The sequence below is a fragment of the Bradyrhizobium japonicum USDA 6 genome (genome assembly GCF_000284375.1).
GTDB lineage: Bacteria > Pseudomonadota > Alphaproteobacteria > Rhizobiales > Xanthobacteraceae > Bradyrhizobium > Bradyrhizobium japonicum.
On sequence record NC_017249.1, the window covers coordinates 3,880,969 to 3,902,923 of the forward strand.

Consider the following 21,955-nt stretch of genomic DNA (forward strand, 5'->3'; position numbering starts at 1 on the left):
GACTAAGGCGCGTACTCATGGCGTCAATGAGTTCACACTCCGAGCACCCGCTGCGCGATCGCCACGACCTCGGAGGCCGCGATGTCCCGCATGCAGCGGTGGTCGTTCATCTTGCAGATCGTGCTCTGGCAGGGCTGGCACGACAGCACGCTCTTGTCTTGCACCACGGTCGCGGCAAGGCCGTTGAGGGGGGCCCAGAGATAGGGGCTGGTCGGGCCGAAGATGCCCATGGTGGGCGTGCCTAAGGCGGCTGCGATGTGCATCAGGCCGGAATCATTGGAGATGGCGACGCCGGCCGCCGCCATGGCCAGGACGCCGTTGCGCAGATCGGTGCCGGTGAGGTCCCGGACCCCCGGGCCGCCCGCGGCGACGATCTCCTGGGCGAGGCCCTTTTCGGCGGGGCCGCCGACCACCCAGACCTCCAGGCCGCGCTTGGCCAGCAAACGGGCAGCCTCCGGATAGTAGGTCCAGCGCTTTGAGACGCCGACCGAGCCGGGGGCCAGCGCGACCGCCGCCCCGGCGCTGAGGCCATTGGCCTGCCGCCAGCGGACGATGTCCTCGGCCGGGACCCGCAATTGCGGCACCGGCCATTCCGGGGGCAGGGGGGCACAATCGGGCTGGGCCAGGGCGGCGTTCTTGTCGATGAAGCGGGGCAGCTTCTTCTCGCCCCAGCGCCAGCGGTTGAGCAGGCCGAACCGGAATTCGCCGACGAAGCCGACCCTTTCCGGAATCCCGGCCAGGGCGGGCGCGATGGCCGCCTTCCAGGTCCGGGGCAGCACCAAGGCTGTCCCGTAATTCCGCTCGCGCAGGAGCTTCGCCAGGCCGAACTGGCGGCCAACGGCGAGCCGGCTGCGCGGCAGGTCCCAAACGATGCCATCGCGAACGCCGGGCATGTAATCGACCAAGGGGGCGCAGAGGGAGGTGGTCAGGAGATCGACCGGCCGGTTGGGCCAGCGTTCGTTCAGGACCCGGACAACGGTGTGATTCCGGACGAAATCGCCGATCCACATATAGGGGATGATCAGGATCGGGCGGGTGTCGCTCCGATCTGCATCTCGACCAAATTGCGAATCTTGGTTCATTCGTTAATAGGACCGGGAACGCGCTGATGTGGCGGTTCGGTTACCCGCTCCGGACCTGCAGGTAAAGCCGGGACAGCGCCGATCCCAAAACCGCTTACACTTTGGCGGATCATGCGCTAGGGCAGGATCGGGCCGTGAAAATCGGGCAGGGCAAAACCTGGCAGGGTAGGTGGAATGTTGCTGGTGACCGGTGGGGCCGGTTTTATCGGATCGAATGTCGTCGCCGCGCTGAACGAGGCCGGTCGCAGCGATGTCGTCGTCTGCGATCTCCTCGGGACCGAGGGCAAGTGGCGAAACCTCGCCAAGCGCCAGCTTGTGGATATCGTCCCGCCGGCCGAGCTGCTCGACTGGCTGAAGGGCCGCAAGCTCGACGCCGTGATCCATCTCGGGGCGATTTCCGAGACCACCGCGACCGACGGCGACCTCGTGATCGAGACCAATTTTCGCCTGTCGATGCGTCTTCTGGACTGGTGCACGGCGGCTGCGGTGCCGTTGATCTACGCCTCCTCGGCCGCGACCTATGGCGATGGTGCCGACGGCTTTGGCGACGACGCCTCACTGCCCGCGCTGAAGAAACTGCGGCCGATGAATCTCTACGGCTGGAGCAAGCACCTGTTCGATCTCGCCGTCGCCGAGCGCGTCGCGCGCGGCGAGAAGCTGCCGCCGCAATGGGCTGGATTGAAATTCTTCAACGTGTTCGGCCCCAACGAATACCACAAGGGCTCGATGATGAGCGTGCTGGCGCGCCGCTTCGACGATGTGAGGGCGGGCCGTGTCGTGCAATTGTTCAAGTCGCACCGCGAGGGTATCGCCGACGGCGATCAGCGCCGCGATTTCATCTATGTTGACGACGTCGTCCGCGTCGTCATGTGGCTGCTGGCGACGCCGTCGGTGTCCGGTCTCTTCAACGTCGGCACCGGCAAGGCGCGCAGCTTCAGGGATCTGATGTTGGCCGCCTACGCGGCCCTCGGCGCCAGGCCCAACATCGAATATGTCGACATGCCCGAGCAGATCCGCGGCAGCTATCAATACTTCACCCAGAGCGAGGTCGATCGCCTGCAGCGCGCCGGCTATAACGGCGGCTTCACGACGCTCGAGGACGCGGTGAAAGCCTATGTCGGCGATTATCTCGACCGGCCCGACCGCTTCCGCTGAGGCTTCAAGGACCATGCCGACGCCCATTCTCGATTTCGACGCCCTCGCGCAAGCCATCTCAAGCCGTACGGTGCTGTGCATCGGCGACATCATGCTGGACGAATTCGTCTATGGCGAGGTCTCGCGGATCTCGCCGGAAGCGCCGGCGCCTGTCATCGCCGCCCAGCGCAGCGAGATCCATATCGGCGGCGCCGGCAACGTCGCGCGCAATATCGCCTCCCTCGGGGCGCGCTGCATCTTCATCGGCCTCGTCGGCGAGGACGATGCGGGCAAGCGGCTCGAAGCGGCGCTCGCGGAGCATGCCGGCATCGAAAGCGCGCTGGTGTGCGATCCGTCGCGGCCCACCACGCGAAAAGTCCGCTTCGTCTCCGAGCATTTTTCCACGCATATGCTGCGCGCGGATTGGGAGCAGGCGGTGCCTGCCTCCGACGACATCGAGACCAGGCTGATCGACGCAATCCTGCCGCAGATCGCGCGCGCCGACATCGTGCTGCTCTCCGACTACGCCAAGGGCGTGCTGACCGCGCGCGTGATCCGCCACACGATCGACGCCGCGCGAACGCTCGGCAAGCCCGTGATCGTCGATCCCAAGAGCCTGAACTGGGCGATCTATCGCGGCGCCACGCTGCTCACGCCCAATCGCAAGGAATTTTCGGAGGCGACGCGCAGCCGCGCCGACACGCCGCAGAGCATCGTCGATGCCAGCGAGGACGTGATGCGGCTCGCCGATTGCGAGGCGATCCTGGTCACGCAAGGCGAGCACGGCATGACGCTGGTGCCGCGCAATGGCGAAGCCGTTCACGTTCCGGCTGTCCCCGTGAAGGTGCGCGACGTCTCCGGTGCCGGTGACACCGTCGCTGCCGCGCTTGCGGTATCGCTCGCGGCGGGCGCGGACTGGGACACGGCGTTGCGGATGGCCAATGCGGCCGCTGCCGTCGCCGTCGGCAAGCAAGGCACGGCCAGCGTGAGCGCGGCCGAGCTGCGGCGGAAGATCCTGCCGCATGCCTATCTCGCGGCCGAGGAGAAGATCGTGCTCGAGCCTGATACGCTCGACGCACAGCTCGCGGAATGGCGCCGGCAGGACCTGCGCGTCGGCTTCACCAATGGCTGCTTCGACATCCTGCATCCCGGCCACGTCAAGGTGTTGACCGCGGCGCGCGGAGCCTGCGATCGCCTGATCGTCGGCCTCAACAGCGATGCCTCGGTGCGGCGGCTGAAGGGCGCCGATCGCCCGGTTCAGGACGAACGGGCGCGTGCGGAAGTGCTCGCGGCGCTCGAAGCCGTCGATCTCGTCGTCATCTTCGAGGAGGATACGCCGATCGATTTGATCACCCGGATCAAGCCGAGCGCGCTGGTGAAGGGCGGCGACTACACCCGCGAGCAGGTGGTCGGCCATGAGGTCGTCGAAGCCGCCGGCGGAACCGTCGTGCTGGTCGACATCCTCCAGGGCTTCAGCACGACCGCGCTGGTTCATCGCGCGCGGGGAGGGGGCAAGTGACGGACCAAGCGACGACGCTCGCCCGGGAGACGACTGGCCAGATGCTGCGGCGGCGCTTTCGCAGCCCGGCGGCGTGGTGCGAGGCGGTCGACCTGTTCGCGATCCTGACCGTGGCGTCACTGCCCTGGTCGACCTCGCTCGCGGCGATCTTCAACGTTGCGTTCCTGGCCTGCATGGTGCCGTTTCTCGACGTCCGCGCATTCCTGCAATCGCTGAAGCGCCCGATCGCAGCCGCGCCGATCGCACTGGTCCTGCTCGCGCTGGCGGGAACGCTGTGGTCGGATGCGGCCTGGGGCGCGCGCCTCTATGCGGTCAACCCGACCGTCAAGCTGCTCGTGCTGCCGGTCTTCCTCTATCATTTCGAGCGCTCGCCGCGCGGGCACTGGATCTTCATCGCGTTCCTGGTGTCCTGCGCGCTGCTGTCGGTGATGTCGTGGCTGGTGGCCTTCTATCCCAACCTGACGCTCAAGTCCGACCATCTCGAGCGCGGCATCTTCGTCAAGAACTACATCGACCAGAGCCAGGAATTCACGCTGTGCGCGGTTGCGCTGGCTTATCCGATCGTGATGCTGCTGCGCGAGAGGCGCTATTGGCTCGCCGGATTGCTGACCGCGCTGGCGCTCAGCTTCTTCGTCAACATGGCCTTCGTGGTGGTGTCGCGCACCGCGCTCGTCACTATTCCGATCATGTTCGGCGTGTTCGCGCTGCTGCATCTGAGATGGCGCAGCATCGCGATCATCTCGGCCGCTCTGCTCGCCGGCGCCGCTCTCGCCTGGCAGGCCTCGCCGCAATTGCGCAAGACCGCGGACACCTTCGCCAGCGACTACACGCGCTATGTCGAAAAGGGCGAGCCGACCTCGCTGGGCCTGCGGCTCGAATTCTGGCGGAAATCGCTCGGCTTCTTCGCGGAGGCGCCGATCAAGGGGCACGGCACCGGCTCGACGCGCGGATTGTTCGAAGCGGTCGCGACGCCCAGCGGCCACTACCAGGCCTCTGCCGAGGTGATCGGGAATCCGCATAACCAGACGCTGAATGTCGCCGTGCAATGGGGCGTCATCGGCATCGTCGTTCTCTACGCGATCTGGATCCTGCATCTCCTGCTGTTCCGCGGCGACGGGCTGGCCCATTGGATTGGCCTGCTGGTCGTGGTGCAGAACGTCTTCACCTCGCTGTTCAACTCCCATCTGTTCGACTTCCACGAGGGCTGGATGTATGTCATCGGCGTCGGCGTTGCCGGCGGCATGGTGATCCGGGCCCGACACGCCGAGGCGAAGGTGGGGGAGGCCGGTTCCTGAACGGCCGCGCGGCCGGCAAGCCTTGTACTGGCAAGTCTTGTCGAGATGGGCTATCAGCGCGGTCAGGTTGCACTTAACTGGGATTTCATCGGTCGGCGGATGACGCGTCTTTCGCATCTCACCCTGCGCAATTTCCTGATCGCGCTCCACGACCTGCTGGCGACCACGGCGGCGCTGTTCGCAGCCTTCTACCTGCGTTTCGAGGGCGGCGACGGCTTCTTCGATCGCCTGCCGCTGCTGTTCCAGATCCTGCCCTACTTCCTCGCCTTCAGCGTGGTTGTGTTCTTCCTCTTCAACCTGACCACGACGAAATGGCGTTTCATTTCGCTGCCTGATGCGCTGAACATCATCCGGGTCGCGACTGTGCTGACGGTTGCCCTCCTGGCGCTCGACTACATCTTCGTCGCTCCCAACGTCCGCGGCGCCTTCTTCCTCGGCAAGGTGACGATCGTCCTCTACTGGTTCCTCGAGATCGCCTTCCTCAGCGCGCTGCGCATGGCGTATCGCTATTTCCGCTATACGCGGGTGCGGCGGCATGCGAGGGGCGAGGATGCCGCGCCGACGCTGCTGATCGGCCGCGCCGCGGATGCCGAGGTGCTGCTGCGCGGCATCGAGAGCGGGGCGATCAAGCGCATCTGGCCGGTGGGTGTGTTGTCGCCGTCGAGATCCGATCGCGGCCAGTTCATCCGCAACGTGCCGGTGCTGGGCGACATCGAGGACATCGAGGACGTCGTCGGCGACTTCGCCAAACGTGACAAGCCGATCGCACGCCTGGTGATGACGCCGTCCGCGTTCGAGCCGGACGCTCATCCGGAATCGATCCTGATGCGCGCGCGCAAGCTGGGCGTGATCGTCAATCGCATGCCCTCGCTGGAGAGCGGCGATGCGCCGCGCCTCACAGCCGTCGCGGTCGAGGACCTCCTGCTGCGGCCGAGCGAAAAGATCGACTATGCGCGGCTCGAAGCGCTGATCAAGGGCAAGGCTGTCATCGTCACCGGCGGCGGTGGATCGATCGGGTCCGAGATCTGCGAGCGTGTCGTTGCCTTCGGCGCCGCGCGTTTGCTGATCGTGGAAAATTCCGAGCCGGCGCTCTACGCGGTCACGGAGACGCTGGCTGCGCAGGGCGCAGCGGCCGCGATCGAGGGGCGGATCGCCGACATCCGCGACCGCGAGCGCATCATCCGCCTGATGGCGGAGTTCAAGCCGGACATCGTGTTCCATGCCGCCGCGCTCAAGCACGTGCCGATCCTGGAGCGCGACTGGAGCGAAGGCGTCAAGACCAACATCTTCGGCTCGATCAACGTCGCCGATGCGGCGCACGGCGCCGGCGCCGAAGCCATGGTGATGATCTCGACCGACAAGGCGATCGAGCCGGTGTCGATGCTCGGCCTCACCAAGCGCTTCGCCGAGATGTACTGCCAGGCGCTCGACCACGATCTTGCCGCAGCTAGCGGCAGTGCCAGGCCGCCGATGCGGTTGATCTCGGTCCGGTTCGGCAACGTGCTGGCCTCGAACGGCTCGGTGGTGCCGAAGTTCAAGGCCCAGATCGAGGCCGGCGGCCCCGTGACGGTGACGCATCCCGACATGGTCCGCTACTTCATGACCATCCGCGAGGCCTGCGATCTCGTCATCACGGCGGCAACGCATGCGCTCGGCACCGCACGCCCCGATGTCTCGGTCTACGTGCTCAACATGGGCCAGCCGGTGAAGATCGTCGATCTCGCCGAGCGCATGATCCGTCTCTCGGGCCTCCAGCCCGGCTACGACATCGAGATCGTGTTCACCGGCATGCGGCCGGGCGAGCGCCTGCACGAGATCCTGTTCGCCTCCGAGGAGCCGACCCGCGAGATCGGTGTCGCCGGCATCATGGCCGCGCAGCCGAACGAGCCGCCGATGCAGACGCTGCGCAAATGGATCGCGGCGCTGGAGCAGGCGATCGCGCGGGACGATCGGGCCACGATCAAGACGATCCTGAAGGATGCGGTCCCGGAATTCGGGTCGACCGCGGCCTGACCATGCAGTCTCAAGGCAAGATCGTCGTCGCGAGCCAGCACTATCCGCCTGATCCGAGCACGACCGCCGCGATCATGGCAGAGATCGCCTGCCGCGTCGCCGTCAACCACGAGGTCATCGTGCTGTCGGGCTCGCCCGGCGAATTGCCGGCCTCGCAAACCGGCCCGGGCAAGCCGCGTGTCATTGCCATCAAGAACCGGATGGCGGGAAAGGCCGCGCTGGTGCGGCGCGGATTGTCCGAGCTGCTGTTCGCGGCGCGCACCTTCTTCGCGCTGCTCCGGGAGCTTAGGGCAGGTGACGTCGTGGTCACCGTCACCGCGCCGTTCATGCTGCCTTACGCGGTCGCGGCAGCGGCAAGATGCAAGGGCGCGCGCTCGGCGCTGATCATGCACGACCTCTTCCCCGATGTTCTCGTGATGGCGGAAATCCTGAAGCCCGGCTCGTTCGTGACGCGGACGATGCGCGCGGCCAACAGCCTGATGTTCCGCGCGCTCAATGCCGTCATCACCATCGGCCGCGATGCGGAGCGGCCGCTCTTGAGCTATTCCGGCATGACGCGGAACAAGATCCGCTTCATCCCGAACTGGGCGACGCTCGTCCCGGCGGCACGCCCCCTGGCGCAGGACAATCCGTTCCGCAAAGCGCTTTCCGCGCGATTCATTGTCGGCCTGTCGGGCAATCTCGGCTTCACCCATGATCCGGACATCGTGTTCGAGGCGGCACGCCTTTTGAAGGACGAGCCGGACATTCACTTCCTGCTGTCCGGCTGGGGCATCGGCTTCGAGCGGCTGAAGCAGTTGCAGGCTGAAGCGAACTTGCCCAATGTGTCCTTCGTGGCGCGGGTCGCGGATGCCGAGCTCGAGGCGTTCCTGGCGGCTGCCAATCTCTGGATCATTCCGTACCGGAAGGACGTGGCGGGGGTGTCGGTGCCGAGCCGGTTCTACAATCTGCTGGCAGTCGGCCGTCCCGTGGCGCTGGTCTCGGAGCCGGAAGCCGAGGCTGCGTTGACGGTGGTGGAGAACGGGCTCGGCTGGGTCGTGACGCCGGGCCGCGCCGATCAGCTCGCCGACGCAATCCGCGCGGCATCCCGCTGCGACGCCGCCGCCATGGCCGAACGCGCGGTGAAGGCGGCGGCGAGATTCGACCGGACGACCGCGATGAATGCCTATGCCGGGCTGATCGACGAATTGTTGCGCAACCCCGATCTCGCGGAGCAACGATGAACGAGCGAAAACCGGTCGTGCTGGTGACAGGGGCGAGCGGCTTCGTCGGCCGCCATGTTGCGCCTGAGCTGGCGCGCGCGGGATGGTCGGTCCGCCGCGCGGTGCGCAGCCCGGAGGGGATCGACGACGAGGTCGTGATCGAATCGATCGGCCCCGATACCGATTGGCAAGCGGCGCTCGAAGGCGTCGACGCCGTGGTCCATCTCGCCGCGCGCGTGCATCACAAGCACGAGGAGCACGCGGTCCAGCTCTACCGCAACGTCAACATCGCCGGCACGCTGCACCTGGCGCGCTCCGCGGCGACGGCGGGCGTGCGCCAGTTCATCTTCGTCAGCACCGTTCTGGTGCACGGCCGCAGCAATGAAGGCCGCGCGCCGTTCAGCGAAGAGGACATCCTCACGCCGCGCGGCCTCTACGGCATGTCCAAGGCCGCCGCCGAGGCGGGCCTGAGGACGCTGGCGCGCGACAGCGACATGAAGATCTCGGTGATCAGGCCGCCGCTGGTCTATGGCGCGGGCGCCAAGGGCAATTTCGCGCTGCTGACGCGCGCGGTGAATCTGGGACTGCCGCTGCCCTTTGGCGCGATCCGCAATCAGCGCGCGTTCCTGGCCGTGCAGAATCTGTCGTCGTTCATCCTGCGTCGGCTGGCTCACCCCGATCCGACGAGCAATTTCGAGATATTCCTGGTCGCCGACACGGAACAGGTCTCGACGCCCGAATTCATCGAGCGGCTGGCAAAGGCTGCCGGCAAGAACTCGCGGCTGTTCGGCATGCCGCCGGACCTGCTCTCAACGCTGCTCAGCGTGATGGGCCGGCAGGATACCCATGACAGCCTGATCGGCTCGCTCGAGCTCAACCTCGCCAAGGCGATCGCGACCGGCTGGCAGCCGCAGGTCTCCCTCGACGAGGGCCTGCGGCTCGCGCTGTCGGCTCAGGACGCCTGAGGGCGGGAGAAGCGGCGCAGCACGAATCCGATCGCGATCGCGCCCGCGACGAGCGCGAGCCATGTGATCGAGGTCGAGCTTGCGCGAACGGTGACGACGGCAAGCACCGCCAGCAATAGATTGAGCGCGAACACATCGCCGATCACGCGGCGGACCGTGAAGCCATTGTCGGTGGCGCGCTGGTAGAAGTGCGAGCGGTGCGCCGACCAGAATTGTTCGCGGCGCGCGATGCGCCGAAACAGCGTGATGGTGGAATCCACGAGGTAATAGGCCGGCAGCAGCAGCGCCGCGGCGGGCTGCCCGTGCCAGGCGAGCTCCAGCAGGCACCAGCCGAGCAAAAGGCCGATCGGCAGGCTGCCGACATCGCCCAGGAACACTTTTGCGACCGGACGGTTGAACGGCGCGAACCCGAGCATCGCGCCGCACAGCGCCGTGGCGATCAGCGCGGCCGGCCACGAGAGATCACCGAGCAGTCCCAGCAGCAGCAGCGCCGCGGTGACCGGCACGACTTCCGCAACCGTCATCAGGTCCAGCCCGTCCATGAAATTGACGAGGTTCACGAACCAGACGCCGGCGAGCAGGATGAGGCCGCGCTCGAGCGGAAGCGGCAGTGCCGGCACGATGCGCGCGGTCTCGGGCGCGGTGAACACGACCGCGCCGACGCAGGCTGCTTGCAGCGCGAGCCGCACCAACACCGGCAGCGACACGATGTCGTCGGCGAATCCGACCAGCGCGATCACGATCGTTGCAATGATCAGCGCCGGTGGGATCGCAAGGTTCGCCCAGGCGGCCCAGGCCGATGCGACCAGCAGCGTGGCGGTGATCACCGCGATGCCGGCGCCCTGCGGGGTCGGAATGCGATGCGAGGAACGGGCATTCGGCCGCGCCAGGGCGTAGCGCTGGAGCAGGGGACGGCTGGTCCAGGTGACGAGGGCCGACATCAGCGCGGCGACCGCGACGGCAAGCAGCGAGGACATGGCGGCGACAGCGTCGATGGCTGGGCTCACTCCGGCACCCCGAGCGGCGCCGACCCTTTCGCGGCCTTCTCCGCGCTGAGGATCCAGACCAGGCCGCCGATCGCGCCGACGATGAAGAGCACGGCGCCGAACAGCAGCGAGACGTTGACTCCCTCGTTGGCGGAAAGCCCGGCGAAACCGAAGGCCAGGCCCATCGTCGCCTCGCGTACGCCCCAGCCGGCGATCGAGATCGGCATCAGGGTGATCAGCATGATCGGCGGAATGAGGAGGAATGTCTGGCCGAAGCTGACCGGTGCGGCAATCGACTGCACCACGCACCACGCAATGACGACGGCGAGCACGTGAACGAGAAGCGACAGAATTGCGACGATCGGTCCACGCTTGACGTTGAAGATCACGCGGTTGGCAATCACGGCGCAGGCGTGGATGTGATGGGTGGCCCACCAGGTCTTCAGCCACGACCATTTCAGCGCGCCGAAGATCAGGAAACCGACGCCGCCCGCGAGCGCGGCGAGATCGACGAGCAGCAGCGCCGAGCGTCCGTGCGGATCGGTGATGAGCTCGTAGCTCCAGGGCAGGCTGGCGACGACGACGATCGCCAGCGCGACGAGGCCGATCGCGCGGTCGACGAAGATCGAATAGGTGGCCGCACGCCATCCGGCGCCGGCGCGCGCGACCAGCCACAGCCGGACCGCATCGCCGCCGATCGCGGACGGCAGCGTCTGGTTGAAGAAGGCGCCGATCACGTTGTAGCGCATGGCGCGGCCGAGCTCGAGCGGCGCGCCGCATTCGGCGCTGATCTCGCGCCAGCGGACCACGCCGACAAAGATTTGCAGGAACGTGACCGCGATCGCCATGGCGATCCAGAGCAGGCTGGTCGCGGTCAGGCGCGAAAACAGCTCGGACAGATCGACCTTGCGCAGTGCCAGGTAGAGCAGCGCTCCGGAAATCAGGATTTTGGCCGTCGACAGCAGGATTCGGCGCATCTCGCCCGCATGAACTGGGTTTGCGAAGATCTGAGGCAACCCGACGCGAGGCGTCGAATTCGGCCGCTTTGGTATGGTTTTGGCGCCGATCTTGCAATAGCGCTTATCTGGAGCGGTGACGAATAGCGGCGAGGCTATTGCGACGGCCTCGATACCGCGGCTAAAGAGGCGCCGCGGGACCGGCTTGGGGATCGCGTGGCAACAGATCGCTTGGGAACAGGATGACGGATCAGGCGATTTTGGTCACGGGAGCCGCCGGGTTCATCGGCTTTCACGTCGCCCGGCAGCTCCTGGCCGAGGGCCGGCCCGTGGTCGGGCTCGACAATCTCAACAGCTATTACGATCCGGCGCTGAAACAGGCGCGCCTGGCGCTGCTTCGGAACGATTCCAACTTCGCCTTCGTCGAGGCCGATCTTGCCGACCGCGAGACCATCGCGGCGCTGTTTGCGCGACATCGATTTGACAAAGTCGTGCATCTCGCGGCGCAGGCGGGCGTGCGCTACTCGATCGACCATCCGCACGCTTACGCCGATTCCAACCTCCAGGGCTTTCTCAACGTCCTGGAGGGCTGCCGCAACAACTCTTGTCGTCATCTCGTCTACGCCTCGTCATCCTCCGTTTATGGCGCCAACACTAAACTGCCATTTGCCGTGCAGGACCGGACCGACCATCCCGTGAGCTTCTATGCCGCGACCAAGAAGGCGAACGAATTGATGGCGCAGTCCTACAGCCATCTCTACCGGCTGCCGGTCACGGGCCTGCGCTTCTTCACCATCTACGGCCCGTGGGGCCGACCCGATATGGCCCTGTTTCTGTTCGTGAACGCCATCATGGCTGAGCGTCCGATCCGGCTCTTTAACCATGGCAAAATGCGTCGCGACTTCACCTATATTGACGACGTCACCCGTGTAGTATCCAAGCTCATCGATCGGGTGCCCGCGGATGACCCGGCTGCCGCAAATGCGCCGTCTAAGGTCTACAATGTCGGCAACCACCATCCGGAAGAGCTGATGCATGTCGTCGGGCTTCTGGAGCAGGAGCTGGGTCGGACGGCAATCAAAGAATTGCTGCCGATGCAGCCGGGAGACGTCTTGGAAACGTTCGCGGATGTCGAGGATCTGACGCGCGACACCGGCTTTGCACCGTCAACGCCGATCGCGCTCGGGGTCCGTAATTTTGTCACCTGGTATCGGGACTACTTCAAGGTTTGAAATGACGATGGACAAACGCATTATCCCCCTGATCATGTGCGGCGGTGCCGGCACGCGGCTGTGGCCGGCTTCGCGCGAGGTGCGCCCCAAACAGTTCCTGCCGCTGTTCGGCACGCGCTCGACCTTCCAGGACACGCTGCTGCGCGTGTCGGATGCCTCGCTGTTCGATCGTCCGATCGTCATCACCAATGCGTCCTATCGCTTCATGGTGCTGGAGCAGCTTGCCGAGATCGGCATCGAGGCCGACGTGATCCTCGAGCCGATGCGGCGCGATTCCGGCCCCGCGATCGCCGCGGGCGCGGTGTTCGCGCAGAACCGCGCCGGTGACGCGATCGTGCTCGCGCTCGCCGCCGACCACGTGGTGCAGGACAATGCGGCCTTCGTCGCCGCCTGCCGCGAGGGCCTCACCGCCGCGAGCGCCGGGCGCATCGTCACCTTCGGCGTCAAGCCGGAACGGCCGGCGACCGAATACGGCTATATCAGCCCGGGCGAGGTGATCTCCGGCGAGGTGCATGCCGTCGCGCGCTTCGTCGAAAAGCCTGATGCCGTGAAGGCGGCCGACTACGTCAGCTCGGGTTATCTCTGGAACAGCGGCAACTTCATGTTCCCGGCCACGGTCCTGCTCGACGAGTACCGCAAGGTGGATGCGGCGAGCGTCGAGGCGGTGTCCAATGCAGTGGCCAATGCCGGCCGCGATCTCGGCTTCGTGACGCTGGAGCCCGAGGCGTTCGGCGCGGCGAAGGCGATCTCGATCGACTACGCGGTGATGGAGAAGACCTCGCGCGCAGCGGTCGTGCCGGTGTCCTGCGGCTGGTCCGACGTCGGCTCCTGGCGCGCCGTGTGGGAATTGTCCGAGAAGGACACGCAAGGCAACTCGGCACACGGCACCGCCGTGTTCGAGGATTCGCGCAACTGCAACGTCACGAGCGATCATGCGCTGGTCGCGCTTGAAGGCGTCGACGATCTCGTCGTGGTCGCCACCGCGGATGCGGTGCTGGTCTCGCGCCAGAAGGATGCCAACGGCCTGAAGCGCCTGGTGACGAAGCTGAAGGCGGTCGCGCCGAAGGTCACTGAGGAGCATCTCAAGGTGCACCGGCCCTGGGGCAGCTACCAGTCCGTCGACAACGGCGAGCGCCATCAGGTCAAGCGCATCGTGGTGAAGCCGGGCGGGCGGCTGTCGCTGCAGAAGCACCATCATCGTGCCGAGCACTGGATCGTCGTTCGCGGCGCGGCCCGGGTGACCGTCAACGAGACCGTCAAGACCGTGCACGAGAACGAATCCATCTACATCCCGATGGGCGCGGTGCACCGGATGGAGAACCCCGGTAAAATCATGCTGGAACTCATCGAGGTCCAGACCGGCAGCTATCTCGGGGAAGACGACATCATCCGGATTGAAGACGACTATCAAAGGTCGTAACCAGCAAGCTCCGAATCACGCGACCCGGGCCGACAAGGCGGTCTGTTTTCCGGCTTAAGGCCCGGGGAACGTGTAACTTTTTGAATCAAATCGTGTCCGGACCGTCAGGTCGGCATTCGCCACAAATGTGGCGCCCGTGCTAGAAGCGGCCCGGGGATTTGCGTTGAATCGGGGTTTGCTCAGATGAGTTCCAAAGGGTTTGCACCGGCAAAGGCCGGCTTGCGCGTTGGCGTCATTGGCGCGGGCGTGATGGGCAGCAACCATGCGCGCGTGCTTAGCGGTCTTCCAGGCGTCAGCCTCGTCGGTGTGGTCGATCCGTCGCCGACGCATCTGACGCGCACCATCGAACTTGCCAGCTGCCAGGGCTTCGAGACGCTCGACCAGCTCCTCGCCGCGGGTGTCGACGCCGTCACCATCGCGGCGCCGACCCATCTGCATCACGAGGTCGCGCTCGCCTGCATCGCCAAGAACGTCCACGTGCTGGTCGAGAAGCCGATCGCCTCCACGGTCGCGGAAGGCCGCGAGATCGTCGCCGCCGCGCAAAAGGCCGGCGTCACGCTCATGATCGGCCATGTCGAGCGCTTCAATCCGGCAGTCGCCGCCGTCAAGCAGGCGATCGCGGGCGAAGACATTCTCTCCATCGCGATCACCCGCGTCGGCCCGTTCCCGCCGCGCATGTCCAATGTCGGCGTCGTCATCGACCTCGCCGTGCACGACATCGATTTGATCCGCTGGTTCACCGAATCCGACATCGTCGAGGTGCAGCCGCAATTGTCGAGCGCGGTCGCCGAGCGCGAGGACATCGCGCTCTTGCAGTTCCGCACGGCCAACGGCGTGCTCGCGCACATCAACACCAACTGGTTGACGCCGTTCAAGGCGCGCAGCGTCACGGTCGCGACCCGCGACAAATACGTGATGGGCGATCTGTTGACGCGCCAGGTCACCGAGTGCTTCGGCTTCAAGCCGGACGGCAGCTATTCGATGCGGCATCTGCCGGTCGGCCACGACGAGCCGCTCCGTGCCGAGCTGATCGCGTTCCTGAAGGCCGTGCGCAACGGCGAGACGCCGGCGGTCACGGGCGACGAAGGCGTCGCCAGTCTCGAGATCGCCACGCAGTGCCTCGAAACGCCGGCGCGGCCCGCGGCCTCGTCGGCTGCCCGCAAGGGCCCGCGCCGCGTCGCCGGCTGATTCCCTTTCCATGTCGACCACTCAAGAAGGCGCCATGAACCAGCACCTGCGTTCCGAACCCATTCCCTTCATCGACGTTGCCTCGCAGCGGCGCCGGCTCGGCGCCTCGCTCGATGCCGCGGTCAAGCGCGTGATGGATCATTGCCAGTTCGTCAATGGACCCGAGGTCTTCGAACTCGAGAAGCAGCTTGCGGCCTATTGCGGCGCCAAGCACGTCATCGGCTGCTCCAACGGCACCGATGCGCTTCTGATGGTGCTGATGGCGAAGAATGTCGGGCCCGGCGATGCCGTGCTGTGTCCCTCCTTCACCTTCATTGCGACCGCCTCGCCGGCGGCACGTACCGGCGCGACGCCGGTTTATGTCGACGTCGATGAAGCCACCTTCAACATGAGCCCGGAGTCGCTCAAGCGCGGCATTGCGGCCGCGCGCAAGGCTGGCCTGAAGCCTGTCGCGGTCATTCCGGTCGATCTGTTCGGACAGCCTGCCGACCACGATGCCATCGCCGAGATCGCGAAGGCCGAAGGCATGTTCATCATCGATGACGCCGCACAAGGCTTTGGCGCAAGCTACAAGGGTCGCAAGCTCGGCACCTTCGGGCTCGCCACCACCACAAGCTTCTTCCCGGCAAAGCCGCTCGGCTGCTTCGGCGACGGCGGCGCGATCCTCACCGATGACGACGAGCTCGCCGCGACGCTCCGCAGCATCCGCGTGCACGGGCAGGGCGTCGACAAATACGACAACGTCCGCCTCGGCCTGACCGGCCGGCTCGACACCATGCAGGCCGCGATCCTGATCGAGAAGCTGAAGATTTTTGACGACGAGATCGCCGCCCGCAACAAGGTTGCGGAGCGCTACGCGCGCGGCCTGTCGAACGTGGTCACCGTGCCGCGGCTTGCGCCGGGCAATACTTCGGTCTGGGCGCAGTACACCATCCGTCTCCCTGAGGGCACCGACCGCGACGGCTTTGCCGCCGCGCTGAAGGCCCAGGGCGTGCCGACCGCGATCTATTACGGCAAGTCGATGCACCAGCAGACCGCCTACAAGCAGTATCCGGTCGCCGACGGCGGCCTGCCGGGCTGCGAGAGCCTGTCGCAGGACGTCATCAGCCTGCCGATGCACGCCTACCTGACCGAAGCCGACCAGGAGCGAATCATCGCCGCCGTGCGCGGCGCGATCGCGGGCTGATTTTTGCCTTTCTTCCCCTCTCCCTGCGGGGGAGGGTGGCAGAGGCGGCCTTCGGCCGCCGTCTCTTTAAGGACGCCGATGCTTTGCATCGGCTATGGCATAGCGGCGAGACAGGTGAGGGGTATCTCTCCGCACGTAATGCTCGGAGAGATACCCCTCACCCCAATGAGTTTGCGTCTACCGGCGGCGTAGCCCTCTCCCGCAAGGGGAGAGGGCGCAGCAATGCGCATCGCAAGATGCAATCGACCTCTGTTCGATAAGTCTCTAAAACGGACGCATGCTCGGACGCATCTTCACGGTTGGTGGTTACACGCTGCTCTCGCGGCTGACGGGATTTGCCCGCGACATCATGCTCGCGGCGATCCTCGGCGCCGGCCCCGTGGCCGACGCCTTTTTCGTGGCGCTGCGGCTGCCCAATCATTTCCGCGCGATCTTTGCCGAGGGCGCCTTCAACGCCGCCTGGGTGCCGGCCTATGCCCACGTCCATGGCGAGCGGGGGGAGGGGGCGGCAAAACTGTTCGCCGACCGCATCTTCACGCTGCTGCTGGCCTCGCAGGTGGTGCTACTGATCGTCGCGTGGCTGTTCATGCCGCAGGCCATGAGCATTCTGGCGCCCGGCTTCAGTGAGGACGCCGAGCAGCGCAAGCTCGCGATCGAGCTGACCCGGATCACCTTCCCCTATCTGCTGCTGATCACGCTGGTGACGCTCTACGGCGGCATGCTCAATGTGATGCAGCGTTTTGCCAGCGCCGCGGCGGCGTCGATCTTCCTCAACATCTCCATGATGATGACGCTGGCGCTAGCCGCATGGTTTCCCAGCGCAGGCCACGCCGCCGCCTGGGGCGTGCTGATCTCGGGCTTCCTGCAATATTTTCTGCTGGCGGGCGATCTCGCCCGCCATGGCGGCCTGCCGCGCTTTGCGCCGCTGAAGCTTGATGAGGACGTCCGCGGCTTCTTCAAAGCGCTTGGGCCGGCGACGCTGGGATCGATGGGCACGCAGGTGGCGATGTTCGCCGACACCATCATTGCGACCTTCCTGCCCGCTGGCGCGCTGTCGGCGCTCTATTATGCCGACCGGCTCTATCAGCTGCCGATCGGCGTGATCGGCATCGCCATTGGCACCGTGCTCCTGCCTGAGATGTCGCGCAGGCTGACGGCCAACGATCATGACGGTGCAATGAGGTCGCAGCGCCGTGCCTTCGATTACACACTGCTGTTCTCGGTCCCGTTCGTCGCGGCCTTCCTCACCGTGCCCGACGCGATCATGCGCGCGCTGTTTGCTCACGGAGCCTTCTCCAGGGCGGACGCGGCCGCCGCCGGAGCAACGCTCGCGGCCTATGCGATTGCCTTGATCCCGGCTGTGCTGATCCGCAGCGCGGTCGCAACTTTTTACGCGCGCAAGGACACGGCAACGCCGGTCCGCGCCTCGCTGACGGGCATTGCCGTCAACGTTGCGCTGAAATTCGCATTGATGGGGACGCTCGCGCAGATCGGCCTTGCACTCGCGACCGCCGTCGGGATCTGGACCAATCTGCTGCTGGTGCTCTTCTTCGCGGTGCGGCGCGGCTTTCTCGTGCTGGACCGCGCCTGGCTGTTGTCGCTCGGCAAATTCCTGCTGACCGGACTGATCCTCGCCGCCACGTTCTGGCTGATCGCGCGCTTCAGCGGTTCTATCCTGGGCTCGATGCACTTCCACGATGAACTGACGTTGGTCCTGCTCGCCGTCGGAGGCACGATCATCTACGCGCTCGCGATACTCGCGCTGTTCGGCCGCCGCTGGCTGGTCTCGCTCGTGCGCGGCTAGGCCTGTATCAATCCGTCGGGCCAAAGGCTGCTGCAGCAGGCGAGACATGCCGGAAGCAGCCATCACGTATACGACTCTCCTTTGGTTCCCGGTACATGCTAACGTTAAACCTCGACTGGGTTCGAAGGGGTGCAGTGCCACCAACGGTTATGCGATGACCAGACGGGCGAAAAAGACAGCCTCGTCGCCGAAAAAGCGCAGTGGTGTTGCCCCTGCGTCTCCAAGTTTGCAGGGTCGCGCGCAGGACATTGCGCTGATCGATCACCAGATCGAACGGATCGACCAGGGTGGATCCACGCTTGTGATCAGCGGTGAGCCCGGCATCGGAAAGTCTGCGCTCCTCGATGTGGCCCGACACAGGGCCAGTGAACGCGGCTTCACCGTCCTGGGCATGACCGGCGTCCTGGCCGAAGTCCATTTGCCGTTTGCAGCACTTGAACAGGCCTTGCGTCCGCTGATGAAAGGGGCCGAGGGCCTTGTCCCTCGCCAGCGATCGGCGTTGCTGGCCGCTTTTGGCATGCATGACGACGCGGGGCCGCCCGATATCTTCCTGGTTGCGCTCGCGACGCTGTCTCTTCTGAGCGAAAGGGCGACGCGCAAGCCTCTGCTGCTTGTTGCCGACGATGCCCAATGGCTGGATCAGGCGACCTATGAAGTGCTGGCCTTCATCTCGCGCAGATTGAGCTCGGACCCGATCGTTCTGGTGGTGGCCATGCGCGATGACTTCAAGGGTTCGCTTGGCGACGCCTCGACCCAGAGGCTGCGACTTTCAGGGCTTGACGCCGCCGATGCCGAGCATCTGCTCGATGCCAATGCGCCGGGCCTTCCTGCGGAGCTGCGCAGCCGCTTCCTTAAGGAAGCCTCGGGCAATCCACTGGCCCTTGTGGAGCTGCCTCGCGGAGAACGAGCCGCTGGAGATACTCCGTGGCTTCCGCTGACCGACCGGCTCGAGCGCGCCTTCTCCAATCGCTTATCCGACCTCCCGCCCATCGCGCGATTGCTGCTGTTCGTGACGGCAGAAAACGACGGGACATCACTCCACGAAATCCTTTCCGCCGCCGAAGCCGTGTTGGGCGAGCGCGTGGGGATCGATGCGATGGCACCCGCGGTCGCCGCCAAGCTGATCGAGATCAACGGAACGGAGGTGCGGTTTCGGCATCCGCTGGTTCGCTCCGCCATGCACCAGGCCGCCGACCCGGCAACTCGCCAAAGGATCCACGCCGCGCTTGCTGCCGTGATTCACGATCAGCTCGACCGCCAATTATGGCATCGTGCCGCAGCGACGATCGGACCTGACGACGAACTCGCCGGCGAATACGACCTGATGGCGGCGCGGGCGTTGCGGCGCGGCGCGGTTGCCATGGCGATCGAGGTCCTGGAAAGTGCGGCACGGCTGAGCAGCACGGCGAGAGCCAGAAGCGACCGGCTGTTGCGGGCGGCCGAGCTCGCGGCCGATCTGGGACAGCCGGAGCTCATGGAGCGGCTGCTGCGGCAGGCCGACATCGATGAAGCGAACCAATTGGCGCTGGTCCGGATTGCCTGGTGCCGCGAGATCAGCCAGCCTCCGGCGGCCGACCATCCCGCGAAGATTCTCGCCTTGATCGGGTTTGCTGCGAAAGCCCACGCCGCCGGCGCGATCGATCTCGCTGGCAATCTTCTTTGGCGCGCCGCGCAACGCTGCTGGTGGAGTAGCGCAAGCGATGAATTTTGCAAAAAAGTTTACGACGCGGCAACGCGGCTGGAATTGCCCGACACGGATCCCCGCCTGATCGCGATTTCCGCTTACGTCGAACCGCTGCGGCGCGGAGCTGATGTGTACCTCAAGCTGCAGGGGCTTGCGGGAACGGCGCCCGGCGATCCCACCATTGCGAGAATCCTTGGCAGCACCGCCAATGTCATCGGGACCTTCGACATCGGCGTGAACTTTCTCGCCGAGTCCAGTGCCGTGCTGCGCACGCAGGGACGGCTCAGCGATCTCGCCCGGGTGCTTTTCGCCCAAGGCTGGGCGGAAATGGAAGTCGGTGACTGGCGGGGCGCCATGAGGGAGGCCGAGGAATCCGCTCGCCTTGCCGAAGAGACCGGCGGGCTTCCGTGGATTGCCGCAGCCACGATCCTGAAAGCCAGGCTCGCAGGAATGCAAGGCAATCTGGAGCAATCCGAAGCCTATGCGGCGCAGGCGGAAGCCCTGGCCCTGTCCATCGGCGCGAGTTTCCTGCTGGCCATGTTGCAGATCGCACGAGGCGTATCCGCAATCGGCGCGGGCCGTCATTGGGAGGCCTTTGAGCATCTGCGACGCCTGTTCACGCCGGCCGATCCCGCTTTCAATTTCGGCCTTCAGTTCTTTGGCCTCGCGGATTTCGTGGAGGCCGCCGTGTCGTCCGGCAATGCGGACGAGGCGAGCCGCGTGCTTGATGAGATCGAGCGCGCCTCGGCTCCGACGCCGGTGCCGTGGGTCGGGACGATGCTGCAATATGGCAAGGCGTTCCTCGCTGCGCCTGATGATGCCGAACCGTTCTTCCTGCAAGGTCTTGGACTGCAAGGTCCTGGACTGCAAGGTTCTGGGCCGGCCGCGAAGAAATGGCCGTTCCTTCGTGCCCGATTTCTCCTGGCCTATGGCGGATGGCTGCGCCGCCAGCGCAGATCCGCCAATGCAAGGGCACCGTTGCGCGAGGCGCGCGACATGTTCGATGCGCTCGGCGCCTCACCCTGGAGCGATCGGGCCCGCGAGGAATTGCGTGCTTCGGGCGAAGCCAGCCGCCGGCGAACCGAGCAGGTGTGGGAGACGCTGACCCCGCAGGAGCTTCACATCGCGCAACTCGCCGCCGAAGGTCTCTCGAACAAGGAGATCGGCGCCAGACTGTATCTGTCCCACAGAACTGTCGGGTACCACCTGCACCGGATCTTTTCGAAGGCCGGAATCACCTCGCGGTCCGGGCTACGCCCCGTTCTCGCCAGCATCAGCCGCCCCGCGGACTGATCGCCGTCCGGTCATCGGACTGGTCATTTGACAGAAGCGGCAGCCCCTCCGCGCGGGCTAGCTGTGCGAGTGCGTCTACCCCCAAGCAAAAGTTGACCATGAAACTGTTCTCTTCACTCGCAGTCCTCAGCCTCGGAGCATGCCTCATGACCCAAGCCGCCGATGCGGCCCCGGACGCCGGGACCGACCCCCGGATCGATCCCCAGGTTCGCGCCTTCCTGCGCGAGATCAACAAGGATCCGAGCCCGTTCTGGGAGCTGCCCCAGCCCAAGCCGCAGGACATCCTGACGGAGCTTCAGAACAAGACGGCGGTCGACATGTCGGGGGTGAACACGACCGAGCAGACCATCACCCAGGATGGTCAGTCCGTGAAAATCTACATCATGAAGCCCGAGCACGTGACCGGAAAGCCCGGCGTACTGCTGTTCATTCACGGCGGTGTCTGGATCGTCGGGAATTTCCAGAACCATCAGCGTCTGTTGCGCGATCTGGTGGTCGGCTCCGGCCAGATTGGTGTTTTCGTTGAGTACACGTCCCTGCCGAAGGCGCGCTTCCCCACGCAGCTCGACCAGTCCTATGCCGTGCTGAAATGGGTGGCGAGCCACGCCGAAGAGTTCGGCGCGGACGGTGGCCGGATCGCAGTGGCGGGCAATTCGGTCGGCGGCAACATGACCGCGGCATTGTCGCTGATGGCCAAAGACCGCAGCGGACCCAAGATCAGCTATCAGGTCATGATGATCCCGGCGACCGACGCCAGCGTCGACACCGCGTCCTATCACGAATATGGCACGGGACGATTTCTCGCCCGCGCCTTCATGAAATACGGCTGGGATCTGTACGCGCCGGACGCAGCGGCGCGCAACAACCCCTACGTCTCGCCGCTGCGCGCCAGCCTGCAGCAATTGAAGGGGCTTCCCCGGCTCTTGTCATCACCGCAGAGAACGATCCGCTGCGCGACGAAGGCGAGGCTTACGCGCGCAAGCTCAAGGAGGCCGG

The 21,955-nt window shown here is 65.5% G+C and carries 15 protein-coding genes and 1 pseudogene; 13 read left to right on the plus strand and 3 right to left on the minus strand.

The window, feature by feature from the left end; all coding sequences use genetic code 11:
* Positions 1–32 precede the first annotated feature (32 nt).
* Entirely contained in the window at positions 33–1,082 is a 1,050-nt protein-coding gene (gene waaF, locus BJ6T_RS18100; RefSeq protein ID WP_028170553.1) for a lipopolysaccharide heptosyltransferase II, read from the minus strand.
* A gap of 174 nt (positions 1,083–1,256) precedes the next feature.
* Here waaF and rfaD point away from each other — a divergent pair, with 174 nt between their 5' ends.
* From rfaD to BJ6T_RS18130, 6 genes are all read left to right on the plus strand, one after another.
* Complete coding sequence (gene rfaD, locus BJ6T_RS18105) at positions 1,257–2,237, plus strand: ADP-glyceromanno-heptose 6-epimerase (protein ID WP_014493906.1); 981 nt, start codon at positions 1,257–1,259, stop codon at positions 2,235–2,237.
* Between the two features lie 13 nt (positions 2,238–2,250).
* Positions 2,251–3,735, plus strand: coding sequence for a D-glycero-beta-D-manno-heptose-7-phosphate kinase (gene rfaE1 / locus BJ6T_RS18110; RefSeq protein WP_014493907.1), 1,485 nt, complete (start codon positions 2,251–2,253; stop codon positions 3,733–3,735).
* 41 nt (positions 3,736–3,776) lie between these two features.
* Positions 3,777–5,030, plus strand: coding sequence for an O-antigen ligase family protein (locus BJ6T_RS18115; protein WP_039229242.1), 1,254 nt, complete (start codon positions 3,777–3,779; stop codon positions 5,028–5,030).
* Between the two features lie 99 nt (positions 5,031–5,129).
* A complete protein-coding gene (locus tag BJ6T_RS18120; RefSeq protein WP_028170554.1) occupies positions 5,130–7,043 on the plus strand; it encodes a nucleoside-diphosphate sugar epimerase/dehydratase in 1,914 nt (637 codons plus the stop codon).
* A 2-nt stretch (positions 7,044–7,045) separates the two neighbouring features.
* The gene (locus BJ6T_RS18125; RefSeq protein ID WP_014493910.1) at positions 7,046–8,266 is read left to right on the plus strand and encodes a glycosyltransferase family 4 protein; all 1,221 of its coding nucleotides are present in this window, start codon (positions 7,046–7,048) and stop codon (positions 8,264–8,266) included.
* Positions 8,263–9,210, plus strand: coding sequence for an NAD-dependent epimerase/dehydratase family protein (locus BJ6T_RS18130; protein ID WP_014493911.1), 948 nt, complete (start codon positions 8,263–8,265; stop codon positions 9,208–9,210). The genes BJ6T_RS18125 and BJ6T_RS18130 overlap by 4 nt, the downstream gene beginning before the upstream one ends.
* Here the strand turns inward: BJ6T_RS18130 and BJ6T_RS18135 are convergent.
* Positions 9,198–10,217 carry an MraY family glycosyltransferase gene (locus BJ6T_RS18135; RefSeq protein WP_028170555.1) on the minus strand — a complete coding sequence of 340 codons (1,020 nt, stop codon included), beginning with the start codon at positions 10,215–10,217 and terminating at the stop codon, positions 9,198–9,200. The genes BJ6T_RS18130 and BJ6T_RS18135 overlap by 13 nt on opposite strands.
* A complete protein-coding gene (locus tag BJ6T_RS18140) occupies positions 10,214–11,173 on the minus strand; it encodes a lysylphosphatidylglycerol synthase transmembrane domain-containing protein (RefSeq protein WP_014493913.1) in 960 nt (319 codons plus the stop codon). The genes BJ6T_RS18135 and BJ6T_RS18140 overlap by 4 nt, the downstream gene beginning before the upstream one ends.
* Positions 11,174–11,394: 221 nt before the next feature.
* Between BJ6T_RS18140 and BJ6T_RS18145 the strand changes: the two genes are divergently transcribed.
* The 7 genes and pseudogenes from BJ6T_RS18145 to BJ6T_RS18175 all read left to right on the plus strand — a co-directional run.
* Entirely contained in the window at positions 11,395–12,384 is a 990-nt protein-coding gene (locus BJ6T_RS18145; RefSeq protein WP_014493914.1) for an SDR family NAD(P)-dependent oxidoreductase, read from the plus strand.
* Between the two features lie 7 nt (positions 12,385–12,391).
* Positions 12,392–13,804 carry a mannose-1-phosphate guanylyltransferase/mannose-6-phosphate isomerase gene (locus BJ6T_RS18150; RefSeq protein WP_028170556.1) on the plus strand — a complete coding sequence of 471 codons (1,413 nt, stop codon included), beginning with the start codon at positions 12,392–12,394 and terminating at the stop codon, positions 13,802–13,804.
* A 183-nt stretch (positions 13,805–13,987) separates the two neighbouring features.
* Positions 13,988–14,992, plus strand: coding sequence for a Gfo/Idh/MocA family protein (locus BJ6T_RS18155; protein WP_028170557.1), 1,005 nt, complete (start codon positions 13,988–13,990; stop codon positions 14,990–14,992).
* Between the two features lie 10 nt (positions 14,993–15,002).
* Positions 15,003–16,178, plus strand: a complete 1,176-nt coding sequence (locus tag BJ6T_RS18160; protein ID WP_028170558.1) for a DegT/DnrJ/EryC1/StrS family aminotransferase — start codon at positions 15,003–15,005, stop codon at positions 16,176–16,178.
* Between the two features lie 277 nt (positions 16,179–16,455).
* Complete coding sequence (gene murJ, locus BJ6T_RS18165) at positions 16,456–17,982, plus strand: murein biosynthesis integral membrane protein MurJ (protein WP_014493918.1); 1,527 nt, start codon at positions 16,456–16,458, stop codon at positions 17,980–17,982.
* 46 nt (positions 17,983–18,028) lie between these two features.
* Positions 18,029–20,959: a helix-turn-helix transcriptional regulator gene (locus tag BJ6T_RS18170; protein WP_225894833.1), complete on the plus strand. Its 2,931-nt coding sequence runs from the start codon at positions 18,029–18,031 to the stop codon at positions 20,957–20,959.
* A gap of 383 nt (positions 20,960–21,342) precedes the next feature.
* A pseudogene (locus BJ6T_RS18175) lies at positions 21,343–21,944 on the plus strand (alpha/beta hydrolase); the annotation flags it as partial.
* Positions 21,945–21,955: the final 11 nt, after the last annotated feature.